Genomic DNA, 15760 nt, shown 5'->3' with positions numbered 1-15760 from the left:
TGCGTACCGGGTACGCACCTTTTCAGGCCGGTCGGTTAACCGGCGATCTCTGCCATACGTTGCCACAACGCGTAATACACCCGCCCGGATTTCTGCTCCCGGTGCAGGCGCCAGTTACCTGGCAAGCCAAGGCTTGACGGTGCGTTTTCGCTTTCAGTGTAGATCCAGGCCTCAGTGGCCAGCCATTGGCGCTCTTCAAGCAGCGTGCAAACGGCAGGCAACAAGTTCTGGTTGAACGGCGGGTCGAGGAACACCAGGTCGTAAGCCGTCGCTGACTGGGTTTCCAGATAACGCAAGGCATCGGCGGTCTGCACCTGGCCGGTGGTGCAGCGCAGGGTGCCTAGATGCTCTTTCAGGCTGGCGACCGCGATGTTGCTGGCATCCAGCGCCTGGCCCATGGCCGCGCCACGGGACAGGGCTTCGAGAAACAGCGCGCCGCTGCCGGCAAACGGATCGAGCACCTTGGCCCCGGCGACATAAGGCGCGAGCCAGTTGAAAAGCGTTTCACGCACCCGGTCCGGGGTCGGACGCAGGCCCGGTGCATCGGGGAAGCTCAACTTTCGGCTGCGCCATTCGCCGCCGATGATGCGCAATTGATTCACGCCGTTGTGCACGTTGTGAACAGGTTTTTTTGGACGAGAAGTGGCCATTAATGCTCCGGAACCCCGAGCGGTTGCTCGGCAGGTTTATCAGTAGGGGCCGGTAACGGCTTTTGCGGCACGGTCGGCCCAGCGCTGACGATGACCATTTTGTCCGTGCTCAGGTGTTTGTTCAGTGCGGCTTTGACTTGCTCGACGGTCAGGCTCTGGGACTGTTGCATGAAGTCTTCCAGATAGCTCAGCGGCAGATTATAGAAACCCATGGCGCCCAGCTGACCGACGATATCGGCGTTGCTGGCGGTAGACAGCGGGAAGCTGCCCGCCAGTTCGCGCTTGGCATCTTCGAGTTCTTTTTCGGTTGGGCCGGTTTTAAGGTAGTCGGCGAGTACGTCCTGCACCAGCTTCAATGTGCCTTCGCTCATCTCGGCGCGGGTTTGCAGGTTGATCATGAACGGACCACGTGCCTGCATCGGGGTGAAGCCCGAATACACGCCGTAAGCCAGGCCACGCTTCTCGCGCACTTCGCTCATCAACCGGGTGCCGAAACCACCGCCGCCGAGGATCTGGTTGCCCATGGACAGTGCGGCGTAGTCCGGATCATCTCGGTCGATGCCCAGTTGCGCCAGCATCAGATTGGTCTGCTTGGATGGAAATTCGATATGGCCGATGCTGGACTTGGGTTCGGTCGGTTGCGGGATTTTCGGCAAGGCCGGGCCTTTTGGCAGCGCAGTGGAAACCTGAGCGGCAATCACTTCGGCCTCGGCGCGGGACAGGTCGCCCACCAACGCAATCACCACGTTACCGGCGGCGTAGGTTTTCTCGTGGAACGCCCGCAGTTGCGCGAGGGTAATCGTCGGAACGGTCTTCGCCGTGCCGTCGCTGGAATGCGCGTATGGATGAGCGCCATACAAGCGGTTCATCAGTTCCAGGCTGGCCAGTTTGCCGGGGTTCTGTTTCTGGTATTCGAAACCGGCGAGCATCTGGTTTTTGATTCGCGCAAAGGAATCGGCCGGGAAGGTCGGTTTGCCGACAACTTCAGAGAACAGCTTCAAGGCCGGCTCGCGTTTGTCCGCGGCACTGAGGCTGCGCAAAGAAGCAACTGCCATATCTTTATAAGCGCCGTTGCCGAAATCGGCCCCCAGGCCTTCGAAGCCCTGGGCAATGGCGCCGACGTCTTTACCAGCGACACCCTCGTTGAGCATGGCGTTGGTCAGCAGCGCCAGGCCGGGTGCGTCGCCGTCCTGGCTGCTACCGGCGGAAAAGATCAGGCGCATGTCGAACATCGGCAGCTCCCGGGCCTCGACGAACAGCACCTTGGCGCCTTCGGCGGTGTTCCAGGTCTGCACATCCAGCGAACGGTGGCTCGGCGCCTTGCCGTCGAGTTCTGCCAGCGATTGCAGTTTCTGGCTGGCCTTGGCCTTGTCGAGGGCTTCGCTGGCCTTGGACTCATCGGTCTTCAAGAAGTAGAAAGCAGCAGATCCGATCAGGGCGACGGCGATCAGGCCAATCAGGGCCAGACGCGGTTTTTTACGCTCACTCATGAGTCGTCTCCTGTGGCAGTACATGGGCGACGCTGAGACGTTCGCGGGTGAAATACAGCTTGGCGGCGTTCTGGATGTCTTGTGGGGTCACGCTTTCCAGCTCGGCGAGTTCGGTGTCCATCAGTTTCCAGGACAAACCGACGGTTTCCAGCTGGCCGATGGCAGTGGCCTGGCTGGTGATCGAGTCACGCTCGTAGACCAGGCCGGCAATCACTTGGGCACGCACGCGCTCAAGTTCTTCGGCAGACGGCGCGGTGGTTTTCAGCTGTTCAAGCAGTTTCCACAGACCGGCTTCGGCCTGGGCCATGGTTTTGTTTTTCTGGGTGTTCGGTGTTGCCGACAGGGTGAACAGGCTGTCGCCACGGGTATAGGCGTCGTAGCTCGACGAACCGCCGGACACCAGCTCTTCGCCGCGTTCCAGTTGCGTCGGGATGCGCCCGCTGTAGCCGCCGTCGAGCAGGGCCGAGATCAGGCGCAAGGCGTTCACCGAGCGCTTGTCTTCTGCGGTGGCGATACTCGGCACGTTGAAGCCCAGCATCAGGCTCGGCAGTTGAGTCTGCACGTGCAGGGTGATCTGCCGCTCGCCAGGTTCGGCCAGTTCCATCGGGATTTTCGCCGCCGGCACCGCACGCTTGGCGATCGGGCCGAAATAACGCTGGGCGAGGGTTTTGACTTCCTCAGGCGTTACGTCGCCAACCACTACCAGCGTGGCGTTGTTCGGCACGTACCACGACTCGTACCAGTGACGCAGCTCTTCGACCTTCATGCGGTCGAGGTCAGCCATCCAGCCGATGGTCGGCGTGTGGTAGCCGCTGGCGGGGTAGGCCATGGCCTTGAAACGTTCGTAAGCCTTGGACATCGGTTTGTCGTCGGTGCGCAGACGACGTTCTTCTTTAATGACTTCGATTTCGCGGGCGAACTCGTCTGGCGGCAAGCGCAGGCTGGCCATGCGGTCGGCTTCCAGCTCAAAGGCTACGCCCAGGCGGTCGCGGGCCAGAACCTGGTAGTACGCGGTGAAGTCGTCGCTGGTGAAGGCGTTTTCTTCGGCGCCGAGGTCGCGCAGGATCAGCGAGGCTTCGCCGGGGCCGACTTTCTCGCTGCCCTTGAACATCATGTGTTCCAGCGCATGGGACAAACCGGTCTGGCCAGGCGTTTCGTAGCTGGAGCCGACCTTGTACCAGACTTGGGAAACCACCACCGGCGCACGATGGTCTTCGCGCACGACGACCTTCAGGCCGTTATCGAGGGTGAATTCGTGGGTGGGTTGTGGATCGGCAGCCAGGGCCGAGAGGGGCAGGCAAACTGTGCTGAGCAGCAGGCCTGCAGCGCGGCGGGCTAGAGCATTCATTCGTTTTTTAAACCTTTGGGGCTGCCCGCTTGTTCTTAGCGTCGGCGGGCGAGAGGGTGCTAGGATACTGATCCGTTTTACTGGCGGCCACGCCTATCAGGCCTTTGTGCTTGATCAGGTTGTATGGGTTTGCGGCAGAAGGCTGTGGTTTATCAACTAAACTCTGCTTTTTCGCCGAATTTGCCGCTTCAGTCCTTCGTGAAATCGTTTTTGTAAGGTGCCGTTTGCACCTCGACAAAATGTTGCGCGTGAACAAGCTGGGTCAATCGCAGTCTGTTCTGCATCGAATATTTATTTGCCGAGGCGCCCTTTGGCGCGTCGCTACCGTGAGATAGCCGTCCTCCATGTTTGGTTCCAACGACGACAAGAAGACCCCAGCTGCGGCTGGCGAGAAGAAAAGCCTGTTCGGATGGCTGCGCAAAAAGCCGCAGGAACCCGTCGTCGAACAGCCACAGCCACTTCCTGAGCCAACACCGACGCCGGTAATAGAAGAAGAGCTCGCGCCGACTGTCTTGCCGATCGCCGAGCCGGTGCTGCAACCAGTTGCCGAGCCTGCCCCCGATCTTGTCGCTGAAGTCGTGGCCCAATCGCCGCTGACCCCGGTGGCAGAGCCGTGGTTGACGTTGCCGGTGGCGGAAGAACCGGTGGCACTGGTCGCAGATGAGCTGGCGCCGCACATTACGCCGCCGATTCCGGCTCCGACTGCGTTTAGCCCTGAGCCGATTCAGCCGCCAGTGGTTGAGCCGGTAGTCGCGCCTGTTGTCGTGGCGGAACCTGCGCCGGTTGATCCAGAGCCTGTGGTTCCTACATTTGTTGCTCCAGTTGCTCCAGTTGCTCCAGTTGTTCAAGCACTCGAGCCTGCACCTGCACCTGCACCTGCACCTGCACCGGTCATCGCCCCTGTTGTCGCCGCACCGGTCGAAACCCCGGTCGAACAGCCACGCACCGAAGAAACCAAAGCCGGTTTCTTCGCCCGCCTCAAGCAAGGTTTGTCCAAGACCAGCGCCAGCATTGGCGAAGGCATGGCCAGCCTGTTTCTGGGCAAGAAGATCATCGATGACGAGTTGCTCGAAGACATCGAAACCCGTCTGCTGACTGCCGATGTCGGTGTCGAAGCAACGTCGGTCATCGTTCAGCGGCTGACCCAGAAAGTCGCCCGCAAAGAATTGGCCGATGCCGATGCGCTGTACAAATCCCTGCAAGCTGAACTGGCGGCGATGCTCAAGCCCGTCGAGCAGCCGCTGAAAATCACCTCGCAGAACAAACCGTTCGTGATTCTGGTGGTTGGCGTCAACGGCGCCGGCAAGACCACGACCATCGGCAAGCTGGCGAAGAAGCTGCAACTCGAAGGCAAGAAAGTCATGCTCGCCGCCGGTGACACCTTCCGTGCCGCCGCGGTCGAGCAATTGCAGGTCTGGGGTGAGCGCAACAAGATCCCGGTCATCGCCCAGCACACCGGCGCCGACTCCGCGTCGGTTATCTTTGACGCCGTGCAGGCTGCCAAGGCCCGTGGCATTGACGTTCTGATCGCCGACACCGCCGGTCGCCTGCACACTAAAGACAATCTGATGGAAGAACTGAAGAAGGTTCGCCGGGTGATCGGCAAACTCGATGCGGACGCACCGCACGAAGTGTTGCTGGTGCTCGACGCCGGTACCGGTCAGAACGCCATCAGCCAGGCCAAGCAATTCCACCAGACCGTCGAATTGACCGGCCTGGCGCTGACCAAGCTCGACGGCACCGCCAAGGGTGGGGTGATTTTTGCCCTGGCCAAGCAGTTCGGCCTGCCAATTCGCTACATTGGCGTCGGTGAAGGCATCGACGACTTGCGTACTTTTGAAGCAGAACCCTTTGTCCAGGCACTGTTTGCCGAGCGGGAGCGTTCATGATTCGTTTCGAACAGGTCGGTAAACGCTACCCGAACGGTCACGTCGGCTTGCATGAGCTGAGCTTTCGAGTCCGTCGGGGCGAATTCTTGTTTGTCACCGGCCATTCGGGCGCCGGTAAAAGCACCTTGTTGCGGTTGTTGCTGGCGATGGAGCGTCCGACCACCGGCAAATTGCTGTTGGCCGGGCAAGATCTAGCCACTATCAGTAACGCGCAGATTCCTTTCCTGCGTCGGCAGATTGGCGTGGTGTTCCAGAATCACCAGTTGTTGTTCGATCGTACGGTGTTTAATAACGTCGCGTTGCCGTTGCAGATTCTTGGGCTGTCCAAGGCCGAGATCGTCAAGCGCGTAGACTCGGCTCTGGAGCGCGTGGCGCTGTCGGACAAAACCGATCTGTACCCGGGCGACTTGTCCACCGGTCAACAACAGCGCGTTGGCATCGCCCGCGCCATTGTTCACCGCCCGGCCTTGCTGCTGGCGGACGAACCAACCGGTAACCTCGACCCGCGCCTGGCCGCCGAAATCATGGGCGTGTTCGAAGACATCAACCGTCTGGGCACCAGCGTGCTGATTGCCAGTCACGACCTGGCCCTGATCGCCCGCATGCGTCACCGCATGCTGACCCTGCAACGCGGCCGATTGATCGGCGACGGGGAGGCTGCGGTATGAGTGCGACACGCAGCCCCAAGGTTTCCGAGCGTGTGGCGCCGAAGGCCGCCGACCCGCAACCGCAGAAGAAAAAACGCGACGATGATGACGGCCCGGACTTCGCCACGCTGTTCCGCGCCTGGGTCGAAAGCCATCGTGCCAGCCTACTGGACAGCTTGCGTCGCCTGGGCAAGCAACCCATCGGCAGCTTCTTCACTTGCATGGTGATGGCAGTTGCCCTGAGTTTGCCCATGGGCCTGTCACTTTTGCTAAGTAACGTCGAGCGTCTGGGCGGTTCCTGGCAGCGTGCGGCGCAGATTTCCCTGTACCTGCAACTGGAGGCCAGTCCGACCGAGGGCGAGGCGCTGCGCGAACAGATCAAGGGCATGCCGGGCGTGGCCGATGCCGAATATGTCGGCCGCGATCAGGCGCTGGAAGAGTTTCAGCAGCAGTCGGGTCTGGGCGAGGCGCTCAAGGAACTGCCGGAAAACCCGCTGCCGGGCGTGGTTCTGGTGACGCCGAACGAAGTCGACAAGCCGGCACTTGAAGCATTAAGACAAAAACTTTCCGAGTTGCCGAAGGTACAACAGGCACAGCTTGATCTAGTCTGGGTCGAGCGTCTGGCGGCCATCCTGAAGCTCGGCGACCGTTTTGTCTTCGGTCTGACCGTGCTTCTGGTTTCTGCATTACTTTTGGTGATAGGCAATACCATTCGTCTTCATATTGAAAACCGCCGCACAGAGATAGAAGTGATTAAACTCGTCGGCGGCACTGACAGTTATGTGCGCAGGCCCTTTCTGTACATGGGCGCGCTTTATGGCTTCGGTGCGGGGATTCTTTCATGGGGCGTATTGGCGTTTGGCCTGGACTGGCTGAACGACGCGGTAGTCGGACTGGCCGGTTTGTACGGCAGTGATTTCGCACTGGCCGGAGTGCCAGTTGCCGACGGTCTGTCGCTCTTGCTTGGCGCGGTGCTGTTGGGGTATATCGGTGCATGGATTGCAGTCGCACGCCACCTGAGGGAGCTTGCGCCAAAGTAATATCATTTTGCTCGTATTGACCTTTCAGCGTTTATGGGAACTTGTCCTACGGTTTCCGGTCAATTTTCGCAGTGCTGAACTGCACGAGTTATGTAAGTCGGAGGTTTTTTCGTATGACCAATTCTTTGCAACCTGCATATGCTCTGGTCCCGGGTGCGAACCTGGAGGCCTATGTGCACACGGTGAACAGCATTCCATTGCTGACGCCGGAGCAGGAGCGTGAACTGGCCGAGAGTCTCTATTATGAGCAGGATTTGGGGGCGGCTCGGCAGATGGTGCTCGCCCACCTGCGTTTTGTCGTACATATCGCCCGTAGCTATTCCGGCTACGGTCTGGCTCAGGCTGACCTGATCCAGGAAGGCAACGTTGGCTTGATGAAGGCCGTGAAGCGCTTCAACCCGGAAATGGGTGTGCGCCTGGTGTCCTTTGCCGTGCACTGGATCAAGGCGGAAATCCACGAGTTCATCCTGCGCAACTGGCGCATTGTGAAAGTCGCGACCACCAAGGCCCAGCGCAAGCTGTTCTTCAACCTGCGCAGCCAGAAGAAACGTCTGGCCTGGCTGAACAACGAGGAAGTCCACCGTGTGGCGGAAAGCCTCGGCGTAGAGCCGCGGGAAGTGCGTGAGATGGAAAGTCGCCTGACTGGCCACGACATGGCCTTCGATCCGGCCGCGGAAGCGGACGACGACAGTGCTTTCCAGTCGCCGGCCAACTATCTGGAAGACCACCGGTACGACCCGGCCCGTCAACTGGAAGATGCCGACTGGAGCGACAACTCCAACCACAACCTGCACGAAGCGCTGGAAGTGCTGGACGACCGCAGCCGTGACATTCTCTACCAGCGTTGGCTGGCAGAAGAAAAAGCCACGCTGCACGACCTGGCGCAGAAGTACAACGTGTCGGCCGAGCGTATTCGTCAGCTCGAGAAGAGCGCGATGAACAAGCTCAAGTTGTCGATCGCTGCATAACTGCAGCACCGGCAATAAAAAACGCCCCGATCATTGATCGGGGCGTTTTTGTTTGCGCCCGATAATTCAAACTCACCACGAACTTAATGTGGGAGCGGGCTTGCTCGCGAAGAGGGAGTGTCAGTCGACATAAATATTGCCTGACACACCGCTTTCGCGAGCAAGCCCGCTCCCACAGGAGTTCTTCGGTGTTACCGGGACCAAGGCGCCCGGCGCGAATCGTTGATCCCAACCAGATAGCTGTCGCCACCCAGCTGACTCATCTGCTGCCGAATCCAGCCAGCACGCCGTGCAACATATGAAGTCGGATGGCTCGCACTCCACACCCGCGGATTAGGCAGCACCGCCGCCAGCAAACTCGCTTGCTGCCGCGACAGCGAACGAGCGCCGACGCCAAAGTGATGCCTGGCAGCCGCTTCGGCGCCAAACACGCCTTCATCCCATTCGACGCTGTTGAGGTACACCTCAAGAATCCGCTGCTTGGGCCAGAGCACTTCGATCAGTCCGGTAAACCAAGCCTCCAGACCTTTACGCAGCCAACTGCGCCCAGACCACAGAAACAGGTTTTTCGAAACCTGTTGGCTCAGCGTGCTGGCGCCGCGAATCGAGCCGCCGCGTTCGTTATGGGCAAACGCCGCCTGAATCGCACCGATATCAAAGCCCCAGTGCTCGGAAAACTTCTGGTCTTCGCAGGCAATTACCGCGATTTTCAGGCTGTCAGAGATTTCATCCCAAGGCTTCCAGGTGCGTTGCAGGTCAATGGGTTCGCCATCGAACCAGGATTCGACCTTGCGCTCGACCATCAGCGCAGTCCCTGGTGGTGGCACTACGCGAAAGATCAGAACCAGCAATACGCTGCCGCCCGCGAACCAGAGCAGGGCCTTCGTGAATCGTCGCAAAAATAAACGCAGCATAGAGATGGCTTGGCCGAACCCGTTGAGCGGGCCATTATACAGACCCTGTTGATCGAGTCTGACTGGAGTTCTCAATGCTGCGTGGCTTTCTGATGCTGGCCGCTTTCTTCGGCTTCACCGGCGTTGCCCTTGGCGCGTTCGCCGCTCATGGCTTGAAAAGCCGGCTGACGCCCGAATACCTGGCGATTTTCCACACTGGCGTCACCTATCAACTGGTGCACACCTTGGCGCTGCTGGGTGTGGCATTGCTGGCCACGCAGATTCCCGATCGCTTGATCACCTGGGCCGGGGCGTCGTTTGCCATCGGCATCCTGCTGTTTTCCGGCAGTCTGTACGTGCTGACGATGACCGGCATCAGCAAGCTCGGGATCATCACGCCCTTCGGCGGCCTGGCGTTTCTGGTCGGTTGGCTCTGCCTGGGCCTTGCCGCCTGGCGGTTGAGCTGACCGGGCAGTCCATTTCATGACGAATGGCTTGGGTCGCCAAGACTGATCGGGCTAGAATGCCAGCCCCTAAAAATGATGGCGGCATTCGGTATGCGCATTCAGTTGAACGGCGAATCCCTTGAACTGCCCGACGGTGAAACCGTTGCGGCCCTGCTGACCCGTCTGGAACTGACCGGACGCAGGGTGGCGGTCGAACTCAATCTGGATATCGTCCCGCGCAGCCAGCACGCTGAAACCACGCTCAACGACGGCGATTCCGTCGAAGTGGTACACGCCATCGGCGGCGGCTAGTCGCCCGGTCCGCGAGGGCACAGAATTCTGCAAGAACCTCACCCCTACAGAGGATTTCCCATGAGCATCGTTCGTAGCGACAAGCCTTTCGTCCTGGCCGGTCGTACTTACCAGTCGCGTTTGCTGGTAGGTACCGGCAAGTATCGCGACATGGAAGAAACCCGCCTGGCCATCGAAGCCTCGGGTGCCGAGATCGTCACCTTCGCCGTACGCCGCACCAACCTTGGCCAGAACCCGGGCGAACCGAACCTGCTCGAAGTCCTGTCGCCGGATCGCTACACCTTCCTGCCTAACACCGCCGGTTGCTTCGACGCTACCGAGGCTGTGCGCACCTGCCGCCTGGCCCGTGAGCTGCTCGGTGGCCACAACCTGGTGAAGCTGGAAGTACTGGCGGACCAGAAAACCCTGTTTCCCAACGTGATCGAAACCCTCAAGGCCGCCGAAGTGCTGGTCAAGGAAGGTTTCGACGTGATGGTTTACACCAGCGATGACCCGATCATCGCCCGTCAACTGGCGGAAATCGGCTGCATTGCGGTCATGCCGCTGGCCGGTCTGATCGGTACAGGCCTGGGGATCTGCAACCCGTACAACCTGCAGATCATCCTTGAAGAAGCCAAGATCCCTGTGCTGGTGGATGCCGGTGTTGGTACTGCTTCCGACGCCACCATCGCCATGGAACTGGGTTGCGAAGCGGTGCTGATGAACTCAGCCATCGCCCATGCCCAGCAGCCGATCATGATGGCCGAAGCCATGAAGCACGCCATCGTGGCAGGCCGCCTGGCCTACCTCGCCGGCCGCATGCCGAAAAAACTCTATGCCAGCGCCTCCTCGCCGCTGGATGGTCTGATCAAGTAAGAGCCATTGATGACTGAATCAAACGACACGCCTATCCAGACGGAAGAAGGCGACGAGCGCCAACACCGTCGCATCAAGAGTTTCGTGATGCGCGCCGGGCGCATGACCGAAGGCCAGCAACGCGGTCTTGACCAAGGCACGCCGCTGTTCGTGCTGCCCCTGGCCAATGCGCCGGTGGATTTCGACCAGGTGTTCGGCCGTTCGGCGCCGCGTTCCCTGGAGATCGGTTTTGGCATGGGCCATTCGCTGCTGGAAATGGCCGCGGCTTCGCCGGAGCAGGATTTCATTGGCGTAGAAGTGCACCGTCCAGGTGTCGGCGCGCTGCTCAATGGCGTGCTGACTCAGGGCCTGACCAACCTGCGGGTTTACGATTGCGATGCGATCGAAGTGCTCAACCATTGCGTGGCCGACAACAGTCTCGATCGCCTGATGCTGTTTTTCCCGGACCCGTGGCACAAGAGCCGTCACCACAAGCGTCGTATCGTTCAGGCCTCGTTCGCTGAACTGGTGCGCAGCAAGTTGAAGGTCGGCGGTGTGCTGCACATGGCCACCGACTGGGAACCGTACGCCGAGTACATGCTGGAAGTGATGAACGTCGCGCCGGGTTATCGCAACCTGGCCGAAGACGGTAAATGTGTTCCGCGCCCGGCCGAGCGCCCGATCACCAAGTTCGAACGCCGTGGCGAACGTCTAGGGCATGGGGTGTGGGATCTGAAGTTCGAGAAACAGTCCTAAGCCATACACAATACAAAATGTGTGAGCGGCGGTGCCGCCGCTCCCACATTTTGTTTTGTGTTGTGCTTGGAAGTCAGCGGCGGTCTGCGACGACGCCGATCAACACCAGCACCACCAACAACACCGGCGCCAGGCTGTAGTTGTTGAACTGGCTCAGGCCTTTGATGATCCACGGCGTGGCGTAGATCAGCGCGACGCCGCTGCCAACCATGCACAGCAGGGCCATCAGCGGGACGCGCAACGCGCCGGCGATGCTGCCCAGGCGTTGGTCGACCCAGCCTTTGATATCCGCGCCGAACAGCACCAGCAGGCAGCCCACCAGTGCCAGAGAGATTTCCGACAGATTGCTACGGCTCCAGCGGGACACAGTGGCGAGCAGGTCGAGTATCAAATCCATTCGTTTTCCCTTAAGGCTGAAATCAGCTCAGAAATGTCTGCAGCAAGTCATTGAGAAAGAGTTGTCCGCGCGCGGTGGCCGCCAGACGTGACGGTTCGACCCGCAACAAGCCACTTTGTTCGGCTTCGAGACGGCCTTTGGCAAGGCTTTCCAGCGTCAACCCGGTGCGCTCCGGATAGAGTCGCGATTCGACACCCTCGGTCAGGCGCAAGGCGTTCATCAGAAACTCGAACGGCAACTCATCATTGGTCAGGGCTTTCTCGCCGGCCTGGAAGCTTTTGGCTGGGTTGAGGTAGTCCTTCGGCAGGCGCGTCTTCCAGGTGCGCACGATGCGCCCGTCCGGATGGCTGAGCTTGCCATGGGCTCCGGCGCCGATCCCGATGAAATCGCCGAAACTCCAGTAGTTGAGGTTATGCCGCGCCGGCCGACCCGGTTGGGCATAGGCCGAGACTTCGTATTGGGCGTAACCATGCTCGGCCAACAGCGCTTGACCGGCTTCCTGAATGTCCCAAAGGGTGTCGTCTTCCGGCAGCGTTGGCGGCTGGTTCCAGAACACCGTGTTCGGCTCCAGGGTCAGTTGATACCAAGACAGGTGGGTCGGTTTCAGGGCGATGGCCTGGCGCAGGTCGCTCAGGGCGTCGTCCAGGGACTGATCGGGCAATCCGTGCATCAGGTCCAGGTTGAAGTTGTCGAACCCGGCCTGACGGGCCATGCCGGCGGCTCGCACCGCTTCGTCGCCGTTGTGAATTCGGCCCAGGGCCTTGAGTTTCTCTTCCTGGAAGCTCTGGATGCCGATCGACAGGCGATTGATGCCCAGCGCGCGGTAGGCGACGAACTTCTCCTGCTCGAACGTCCCCGGATTGGCTTCCAGGGTGATTTCGATGTCGCTGGCAAACGCTATGCGTTGCTCGACACCTTTGAGCAGGCGGCCAAGCGCTTCAGCGCTGAACAGGCTTGGGGTGCCGCCACCAAAGAAAATCGAGCTCAGCTCACGACCATAAACCGCGTGCAGATCCTGATCGAGATCGGCCAGCAACGCGTCGACGTACTTTTCTTCCGGCAGCACGGGGCTGGCGGTGTGGGAGTTGAAGTCGCAATAAGGGCATTTGCGTACACACCACGGGATGTGGATGTACAGCGCCAAGGGCGGCAGCACTGGTAGCGCGGCCCGAGGCGATTGCGCAGCGCCACCGAAGATCAGCGGCGACGCGGATGATTCATGGGTCATTTCAAGCCCAGACGCTGGCGCAGCAGATCCATTGCACGGGCGCGGTGGCTGATGAGGTTCTTTTCGCTCGGGCTCAGTTCGGCGCTGGAGCAATCACGCTCCGGCACCCAGAACAGCGGATCGTAGCCAAACCCATGCTCGCCACTGGCTGCTGGCAGGATGCGACCGTGCCACAGGCCTTCGCAGATGATCGGCAACGGATCATCGGCATGACGCACCAATGCCAGCACACAGACGAACTGCGCACCGCGTTCGGCTTGCGGCACATCTTTCAAAGCGTCGAGCAGCTTGGCGTTGTTCGCCGCATCGCCCTGGCCGTCAGCGTAGCGGGCCGAGTAGATGCCCGGCGCACCGCCAAGGAAATCCACCGCCAGCCCCGAATCATCGGCCAGCGCCGGCAGACCGGAGATGCGCGCGGCATTGCGGGCCTTGAGAATGGCATTTTCGACGAACGACAGACCGGTTTCTTCAGGCTCGACGCTGCTGAACTCGCCGATCGAGCGCAGATGCACCGATTCGCCGAGCATGGCCTGGAGTTCCTTGAGTTTGCCGGCGTTATGGCTGGCCAGTACGAGTTGCGTGAAGTTCATCATTGGCCAGGGAAAAGCTCTTGGTTGAAATTGATGGTGTTGGTTTTATCGCCGCTTTTCACGTTGATCTGGAAGGTACGGGTTTCCTGCTGATCCACCGGGAACTGGGCGATGTAATAGATCGCACCTTGTTCAGTGATTTCGCGGAATTTCAGGTTCACACTCTGGCTGGTAAGGTCTTTGACCGTACCGCTGACCTGAGCCGTCTGCGGTTTGCCATCCTTGAGAACCGAAACGTTGATTACGCCTTGATTCTTGCTGCGGGTGAGCTCCGCGGCTTTGGCAATGTCCGGTGTCAGGAAAGTGGAGTTGAAGGTGTTGTAATGCACCGTCACATCACCAAATTTTTCCTGACGGTCACCTTTAATAACGTCGGCGGCCATGGCGGTGACGCTCAGGCAGGCAGTAAGTAAAAACAGCGCTAGACGACCCATGTTCGTTCTCCTCGAAGTGTCGCTGTTCAGACCGCGACCTTGTGGTCTTGCAGCCCAGGGCTGCTGACGCGGTAAATACCGATCTCACCTAACAGATTAGGCCATAGCTTACTGGCCCACCCGTGCCGATGCTGTTGATCCACGGCAAGCCGATCAATGACCTTGGCTTCACGTTCGCGACACAACGCTTCAAAGTCTTCGAAGGTGCAGAAGTGGATGTTCGGCGTGTTGTACCAGGTGTACGGCAGAAACTCGGAAACCGGCATCCGGCCCTTGCTCGCCAGGTACCAGCGGCAGCGCCAGTGACCGAAGTTGGGGAAGGTAATGATGCACTGGCGACCGACGCGCAGCATTTCGTCGAGGATCCTGTCCGGGTAGTGCACCGCTTGCAGCGCCTGGGTCATGACCACGATGTCGAAGCTGTTGCTGGCAAAGTTGCCCAAGCCCTTGTCCAGGTCCTGTTCGATGACGTTGATGCCCTTGGCCACGCACTCGGCGATGTTGTCCGGGTCGTTTTCCAGGCCATAACCGGTGACTTGCTTGTGGTCGCGCAACCAGGTCAGCAGCTCGCCGTCACCGCAACCGAGGTCGAGCACGCGGCTGCCGGCGGGGATCCATTCCTGGATGATTTCCAGATCGGCTCTCATGTCTTCCTCAAAGCGAAATGCGGTTCATGTAATTGCTGAAGGCTTGCAGGTAGCGCGGGATCGGAATCAGGAAGGCGTCGTGGCCTTGCGGAGCGTCGATCTCCAGGTAGCAGACGTCTTTCTTGGCCGCCATCAACGCGTCCACCAGTTCCCGCGAACGGGCAGGGGAGAAGCGCCAGTCGGTGGTGAACGACATCACGCAGAACTTGGACGTGGCGCCAGCGAAGGTTTTCGCCAGGTCATCGTCGAAGTTCGCTGCCGGGTCGAAGTAGTCCAGCGCCTTGGTCATCAGCAGGTAGGTGTTGGCGTCGAAACGCCCGGAGAACTCTTCACCCTGATAACGCAGGTAGCTTTCGACCTGGAACTCGACACTGTGGAAGTCGTAGTTGAGCTTTTCGCTCTTCAGGCCACGGCCGAATTTCTCGCCCATGGAGTCATCGGACAGATAGGTAATGTGCCCGACCATCCGCGCCAGCATCAACCCGCGTTTGGGGATCACGCCTGCTTCCTGGAACGAACCGCCGTGAAACTCGGGGTCGGTGAGGATTGCCTGACGGGCGACTTCGTTGAACGCGATATTCTGCGCCGACAGCTTGGGTGCCGAGGCGATGGCCAGGCAGTGCCGCACGCGGTCCGGATAAGTGATGGTCCACTGCAACGCCTGCATGCCACCGAGGCTGCCGCCAATCACGGCCGCCCATTGGCTGATGCCGAGCAGGTCCGACAGACGCGCCTGGCTGTGCACCCAGTCTTCCACGGTCAGCACCGGAAAGTCGGCGCCGAAGGGCTTGCCGGTTTCCGGATTCACGCTGCTCGGGCCGGTTGAGCCGTTGCAACCGCCGAGGTTGTTCAGGCTGACCACGAAGAACTTGTTGGTGTCGATCGGCTTGCCGGGGCCGATGCAGCTGTCCCACCAACCGGGTTTGCGGTCGTCGGGGCTGTGGAAACCGGCAGCGTGATGGTGACCGGACAAGGCGTGGCAGATCAGCACGGCGTTGCTCGCCGTGGCGTTCAGCGTGCCGTAGGTCTCGTAAATCAGGTCATACGCTGGGAGCGAACGGCCACAGGCCAAAGCCAGGGGTTCGCTGAAGTGCGCCACTTGCGGCGTCACCAGACCAACAGAATCGGGGGGAAAGGCAGTTGGCATCGACCCTGCTCTCGTTTAAATGAGGCGTAAGTCTAAAGACCGGT

At 60.0% G+C, this 15760-nt stretch carries 18 protein-coding genes; 8 read left to right on the top strand and 10 right to left on the bottom strand.

Features of this window, described 5'->3' with window-relative positions; translation table 11 throughout:
- Window positions 1-35: 35 nt before the first annotated feature.
- The 3 genes from rsmD to ACA055_RS28365 are packed head-to-tail and all read right to left on the bottom strand — an operon-like array spanning window position 36 to window position 3488.
- Window positions 36-650, bottom strand: a complete 615-nt coding sequence (rsmD, locus tag ACA055_RS28375) for a 16S rRNA (guanine(966)-N(2))-methyltransferase RsmD (RefSeq protein WP_497681550.1) — start codon at window positions 648-650, stop codon at window positions 36-38.
- On the bottom strand, window positions 650-2140 hold the full coding sequence (locus tag ACA055_RS28370; RefSeq protein WP_497681549.1) for a M16 family metallopeptidase: 1491 nt from the start codon (window positions 2138-2140) through the stop codon (window positions 650-652). Before ACA055_RS28370 ends, rsmD begins: the two co-directional genes overlap by 1 nt.
- The gene (locus ACA055_RS28365; protein WP_497681548.1) at window positions 2133-3488 is read right to left on the bottom strand and encodes a M16 family metallopeptidase; all 1356 of its coding nucleotides are present in this window, start codon (window positions 3486-3488) and stop codon (window positions 2133-2135) included. The genes ACA055_RS28370 and ACA055_RS28365 overlap by 8 nt, the downstream gene beginning before the upstream one ends.
- Window positions 3489-3832: 344 nt before the next feature.
- Here ACA055_RS28365 and ftsY point away from each other — a divergent pair, with 344 nt between their 5' ends.
- From ftsY to rpoH, 4 genes are all read left to right on the top strand, one after another.
- Window positions 3833-5377: a signal recognition particle-docking protein FtsY gene (gene ftsY / locus ACA055_RS28360; protein ID WP_497681547.1), complete on the top strand. Its 1545-nt coding sequence runs from the start codon at window positions 3833-3835 to the stop codon at window positions 5375-5377.
- Window positions 5374-6045, top strand: coding sequence for a cell division ATP-binding protein FtsE (gene ftsE / locus ACA055_RS28355; RefSeq protein WP_064680267.1), 672 nt, complete (start codon window positions 5374-5376; stop codon window positions 6043-6045). The genes ftsY and ftsE overlap by 4 nt, the downstream gene beginning before the upstream one ends.
- Complete coding sequence (ftsX, locus tag ACA055_RS28350) at window positions 6042-7064, top strand: permease-like cell division protein FtsX (RefSeq protein WP_462020716.1); 1023 nt, start codon at window positions 6042-6044, stop codon at window positions 7062-7064. The genes ftsE and ftsX overlap by 4 nt, the downstream gene beginning before the upstream one ends.
- A gap of 113 nt (window positions 7065-7177) precedes the next feature.
- Window positions 7178-8032: an RNA polymerase sigma factor RpoH gene (rpoH, locus tag ACA055_RS28345; RefSeq protein ID WP_007897890.1), complete on the top strand. Its 855-nt coding sequence runs from the start codon at window positions 7178-7180 to the stop codon at window positions 8030-8032.
- Between the two features lie 191 nt (window positions 8033-8223).
- Here rpoH and mtgA read toward each other — a convergent pair whose 3' ends face one another.
- Window positions 8224-8946: a monofunctional biosynthetic peptidoglycan transglycosylase gene (mtgA, locus tag ACA055_RS28340; protein WP_497681546.1), complete on the bottom strand. Its 723-nt coding sequence runs from the start codon at window positions 8944-8946 to the stop codon at window positions 8224-8226.
- Between the two features lie 74 nt (window positions 8947-9020).
- Between mtgA and ACA055_RS28335 the strand changes: the two genes are divergently transcribed.
- The 4 genes from ACA055_RS28335 to trmB all read left to right on the top strand — a co-directional run bounded on the left by ACA055_RS28335 (window position 9021) and on the right by trmB (window position 11273).
- Window positions 9021-9392 carry a DUF423 domain-containing protein gene (locus ACA055_RS28335; RefSeq protein WP_497681545.1) on the top strand — a complete coding sequence of 124 codons (372 nt, stop codon included), beginning with the start codon at window positions 9021-9023 and terminating at the stop codon, window positions 9390-9392.
- A gap of 90 nt (window positions 9393-9482) precedes the next feature.
- A complete protein-coding gene (thiS, locus tag ACA055_RS28330) occupies window positions 9483-9683 on the top strand; it encodes a sulfur carrier protein ThiS (protein ID WP_007897898.1) in 201 nt (66 codons plus the stop codon).
- A 60-nt stretch (window positions 9684-9743) separates the two neighbouring features.
- Window positions 9744-10538, top strand: coding sequence for a thiazole synthase (locus tag ACA055_RS28325; protein WP_007897902.1), 795 nt, complete (start codon window positions 9744-9746; stop codon window positions 10536-10538).
- 9 nt (window positions 10539-10547) lie between these two features.
- Entirely contained in the window at window positions 10548-11273 is a 726-nt protein-coding gene (trmB, locus tag ACA055_RS28320) for a tRNA (guanosine(46)-N7)-methyltransferase TrmB (protein WP_497681544.1), read from the top strand.
- Between the two features lie 73 nt (window positions 11274-11346).
- Here the strand turns inward: trmB and ACA055_RS28315 are convergent, their stop codons facing one another.
- From ACA055_RS28315 to metX, 6 genes are read right to left on the bottom strand one after another with little or no spacing between them, the layout of a single operon-like run.
- Window positions 11347-11670: a DUF3392 domain-containing protein gene (locus ACA055_RS28315; RefSeq protein WP_084322429.1), complete on the bottom strand. Its 324-nt coding sequence runs from the start codon at window positions 11668-11670 to the stop codon at window positions 11347-11349.
- 22 nt (window positions 11671-11692) lie between these two features.
- The gene (hemW, locus tag ACA055_RS28310) at window positions 11693-12898 is read right to left on the bottom strand and encodes a radical SAM family heme chaperone HemW (protein WP_497681543.1); all 1206 of its coding nucleotides are present in this window, start codon (window positions 12896-12898) and stop codon (window positions 11693-11695) included.
- Complete coding sequence (gene rdgB, locus ACA055_RS28305; protein WP_497681542.1) at window positions 12895-13491, bottom strand: RdgB/HAM1 family non-canonical purine NTP pyrophosphatase; 597 nt, start codon at window positions 13489-13491, stop codon at window positions 12895-12897. Before rdgB ends, hemW begins: the two co-directional genes overlap by 4 nt.
- The gene (locus ACA055_RS28300; RefSeq protein WP_497681541.1) at window positions 13488-13922 is read right to left on the bottom strand and encodes a DUF4426 domain-containing protein; all 435 of its coding nucleotides are present in this window, start codon (window positions 13920-13922) and stop codon (window positions 13488-13490) included. Before ACA055_RS28300 ends, rdgB begins: the two co-directional genes overlap by 4 nt.
- A gap of 26 nt (window positions 13923-13948) precedes the next feature.
- Entirely contained in the window at window positions 13949-14569 is a 621-nt protein-coding gene (metW, locus tag ACA055_RS28295) for a methionine biosynthesis protein MetW (RefSeq protein ID WP_497681540.1), read from the bottom strand.
- Window positions 14570-14576: 7 nt separating this feature from the next.
- Window positions 14577-15716 carry a homoserine O-succinyltransferase MetX gene (gene metX / locus ACA055_RS28290; RefSeq protein ID WP_497681539.1) on the bottom strand — a complete coding sequence of 380 codons (1140 nt, stop codon included), beginning with the start codon at window positions 15714-15716 and terminating at the stop codon, window positions 14577-14579.
- Between the last annotated feature and the right edge of the window lie 44 nt (window positions 15717-15760).

This window comes from Pseudomonas sp. LBUM1657, from assembly GCF_059716075.1.
This window is presented reverse-complemented; position numbering and strand designations above follow the sequence as displayed.

Bases quoted from the DNA above. Each gene is read 5' to 3' on its own strand.
- rsmD (WP_497681550.1), bottom strand. From the start codon at position 650: ATGGCCACTTCTCGTCCAAAAAAACCTGTTCACAACGTGCACAACGGC.
- ACA055_RS28370 (WP_497681549.1), bottom strand. From the start codon at position 2,140: ATGAGTGAGCGTAAAAAACCGCGTCTGGCCCTGATTGGCCTGATCGCC.
- ACA055_RS28365 (WP_497681548.1), bottom strand. From the start codon at position 3,488: ATGAATGCTCTAGCCCGCCGCGCTGCAGGCCTGCTGCTCAGCACAGTT.
- ftsY (WP_497681547.1), top strand. From the start codon at position 3,833: ATGTTTGGTTCCAACGACGACAAGAAGACCCCAGCTGCGGCTGGCGAG.
- ftsE (WP_064680267.1), top strand. From the start codon at position 5,374: ATGATTCGTTTCGAACAGGTCGGTAAACGCTACCCGAACGGTCACGTC.
- ftsX (WP_462020716.1), top strand. From the start codon at position 6,042: ATGAGTGCGACACGCAGCCCCAAGGTTTCCGAGCGTGTGGCGCCGAAG.
- rpoH (WP_007897890.1), top strand. From the start codon at position 7,178: ATGACCAATTCTTTGCAACCTGCATATGCTCTGGTCCCGGGTGCGAAC.
- mtgA (WP_497681546.1), bottom strand. From the start codon at position 8,946: ATGCTGCGTTTATTTTTGCGACGATTCACGAAGGCCCTGCTCTGGTTC.
- ACA055_RS28335 (WP_497681545.1), top strand. From the start codon at position 9,021: ATGCTGCGTGGCTTTCTGATGCTGGCCGCTTTCTTCGGCTTCACCGGC.
- thiS (WP_007897898.1), top strand. From the start codon at position 9,483: ATGCGCATTCAGTTGAACGGCGAATCCCTTGAACTGCCCGACGGTGAA.
- ACA055_RS28325 (WP_007897902.1), top strand. From the start codon at position 9,744: ATGAGCATCGTTCGTAGCGACAAGCCTTTCGTCCTGGCCGGTCGTACT.
- trmB (WP_497681544.1), top strand. From the start codon at position 10,548: ATGACTGAATCAAACGACACGCCTATCCAGACGGAAGAAGGCGACGAG.
- ACA055_RS28315 (WP_084322429.1), bottom strand. From the start codon at position 11,670: ATGGATTTGATACTCGACCTGCTCGCCACTGTGTCCCGCTGGAGCCGT.
- hemW (WP_497681543.1), bottom strand. From the start codon at position 12,898: ATGACCCATGAATCATCCGCGTCGCCGCTGATCTTCGGTGGCGCTGCG.
- rdgB (WP_497681542.1), bottom strand. From the start codon at position 13,491: ATGATGAACTTCACGCAACTCGTACTGGCCAGCCATAACGCCGGCAAA.
- ACA055_RS28300 (WP_497681541.1), bottom strand. From the start codon at position 13,922: ATGGGTCGTCTAGCGCTGTTTTTACTTACTGCCTGCCTGAGCGTCACC.
- metW (WP_497681540.1), bottom strand. From the start codon at position 14,569: ATGAGAGCCGATCTGGAAATCATCCAGGAATGGATCCCCGCCGGCAGC.
- metX (WP_497681539.1), bottom strand. From the start codon at position 15,716: ATGCCAACTGCCTTTCCCCCCGATTCTGTTGGTCTGGTGACGCCGCAA.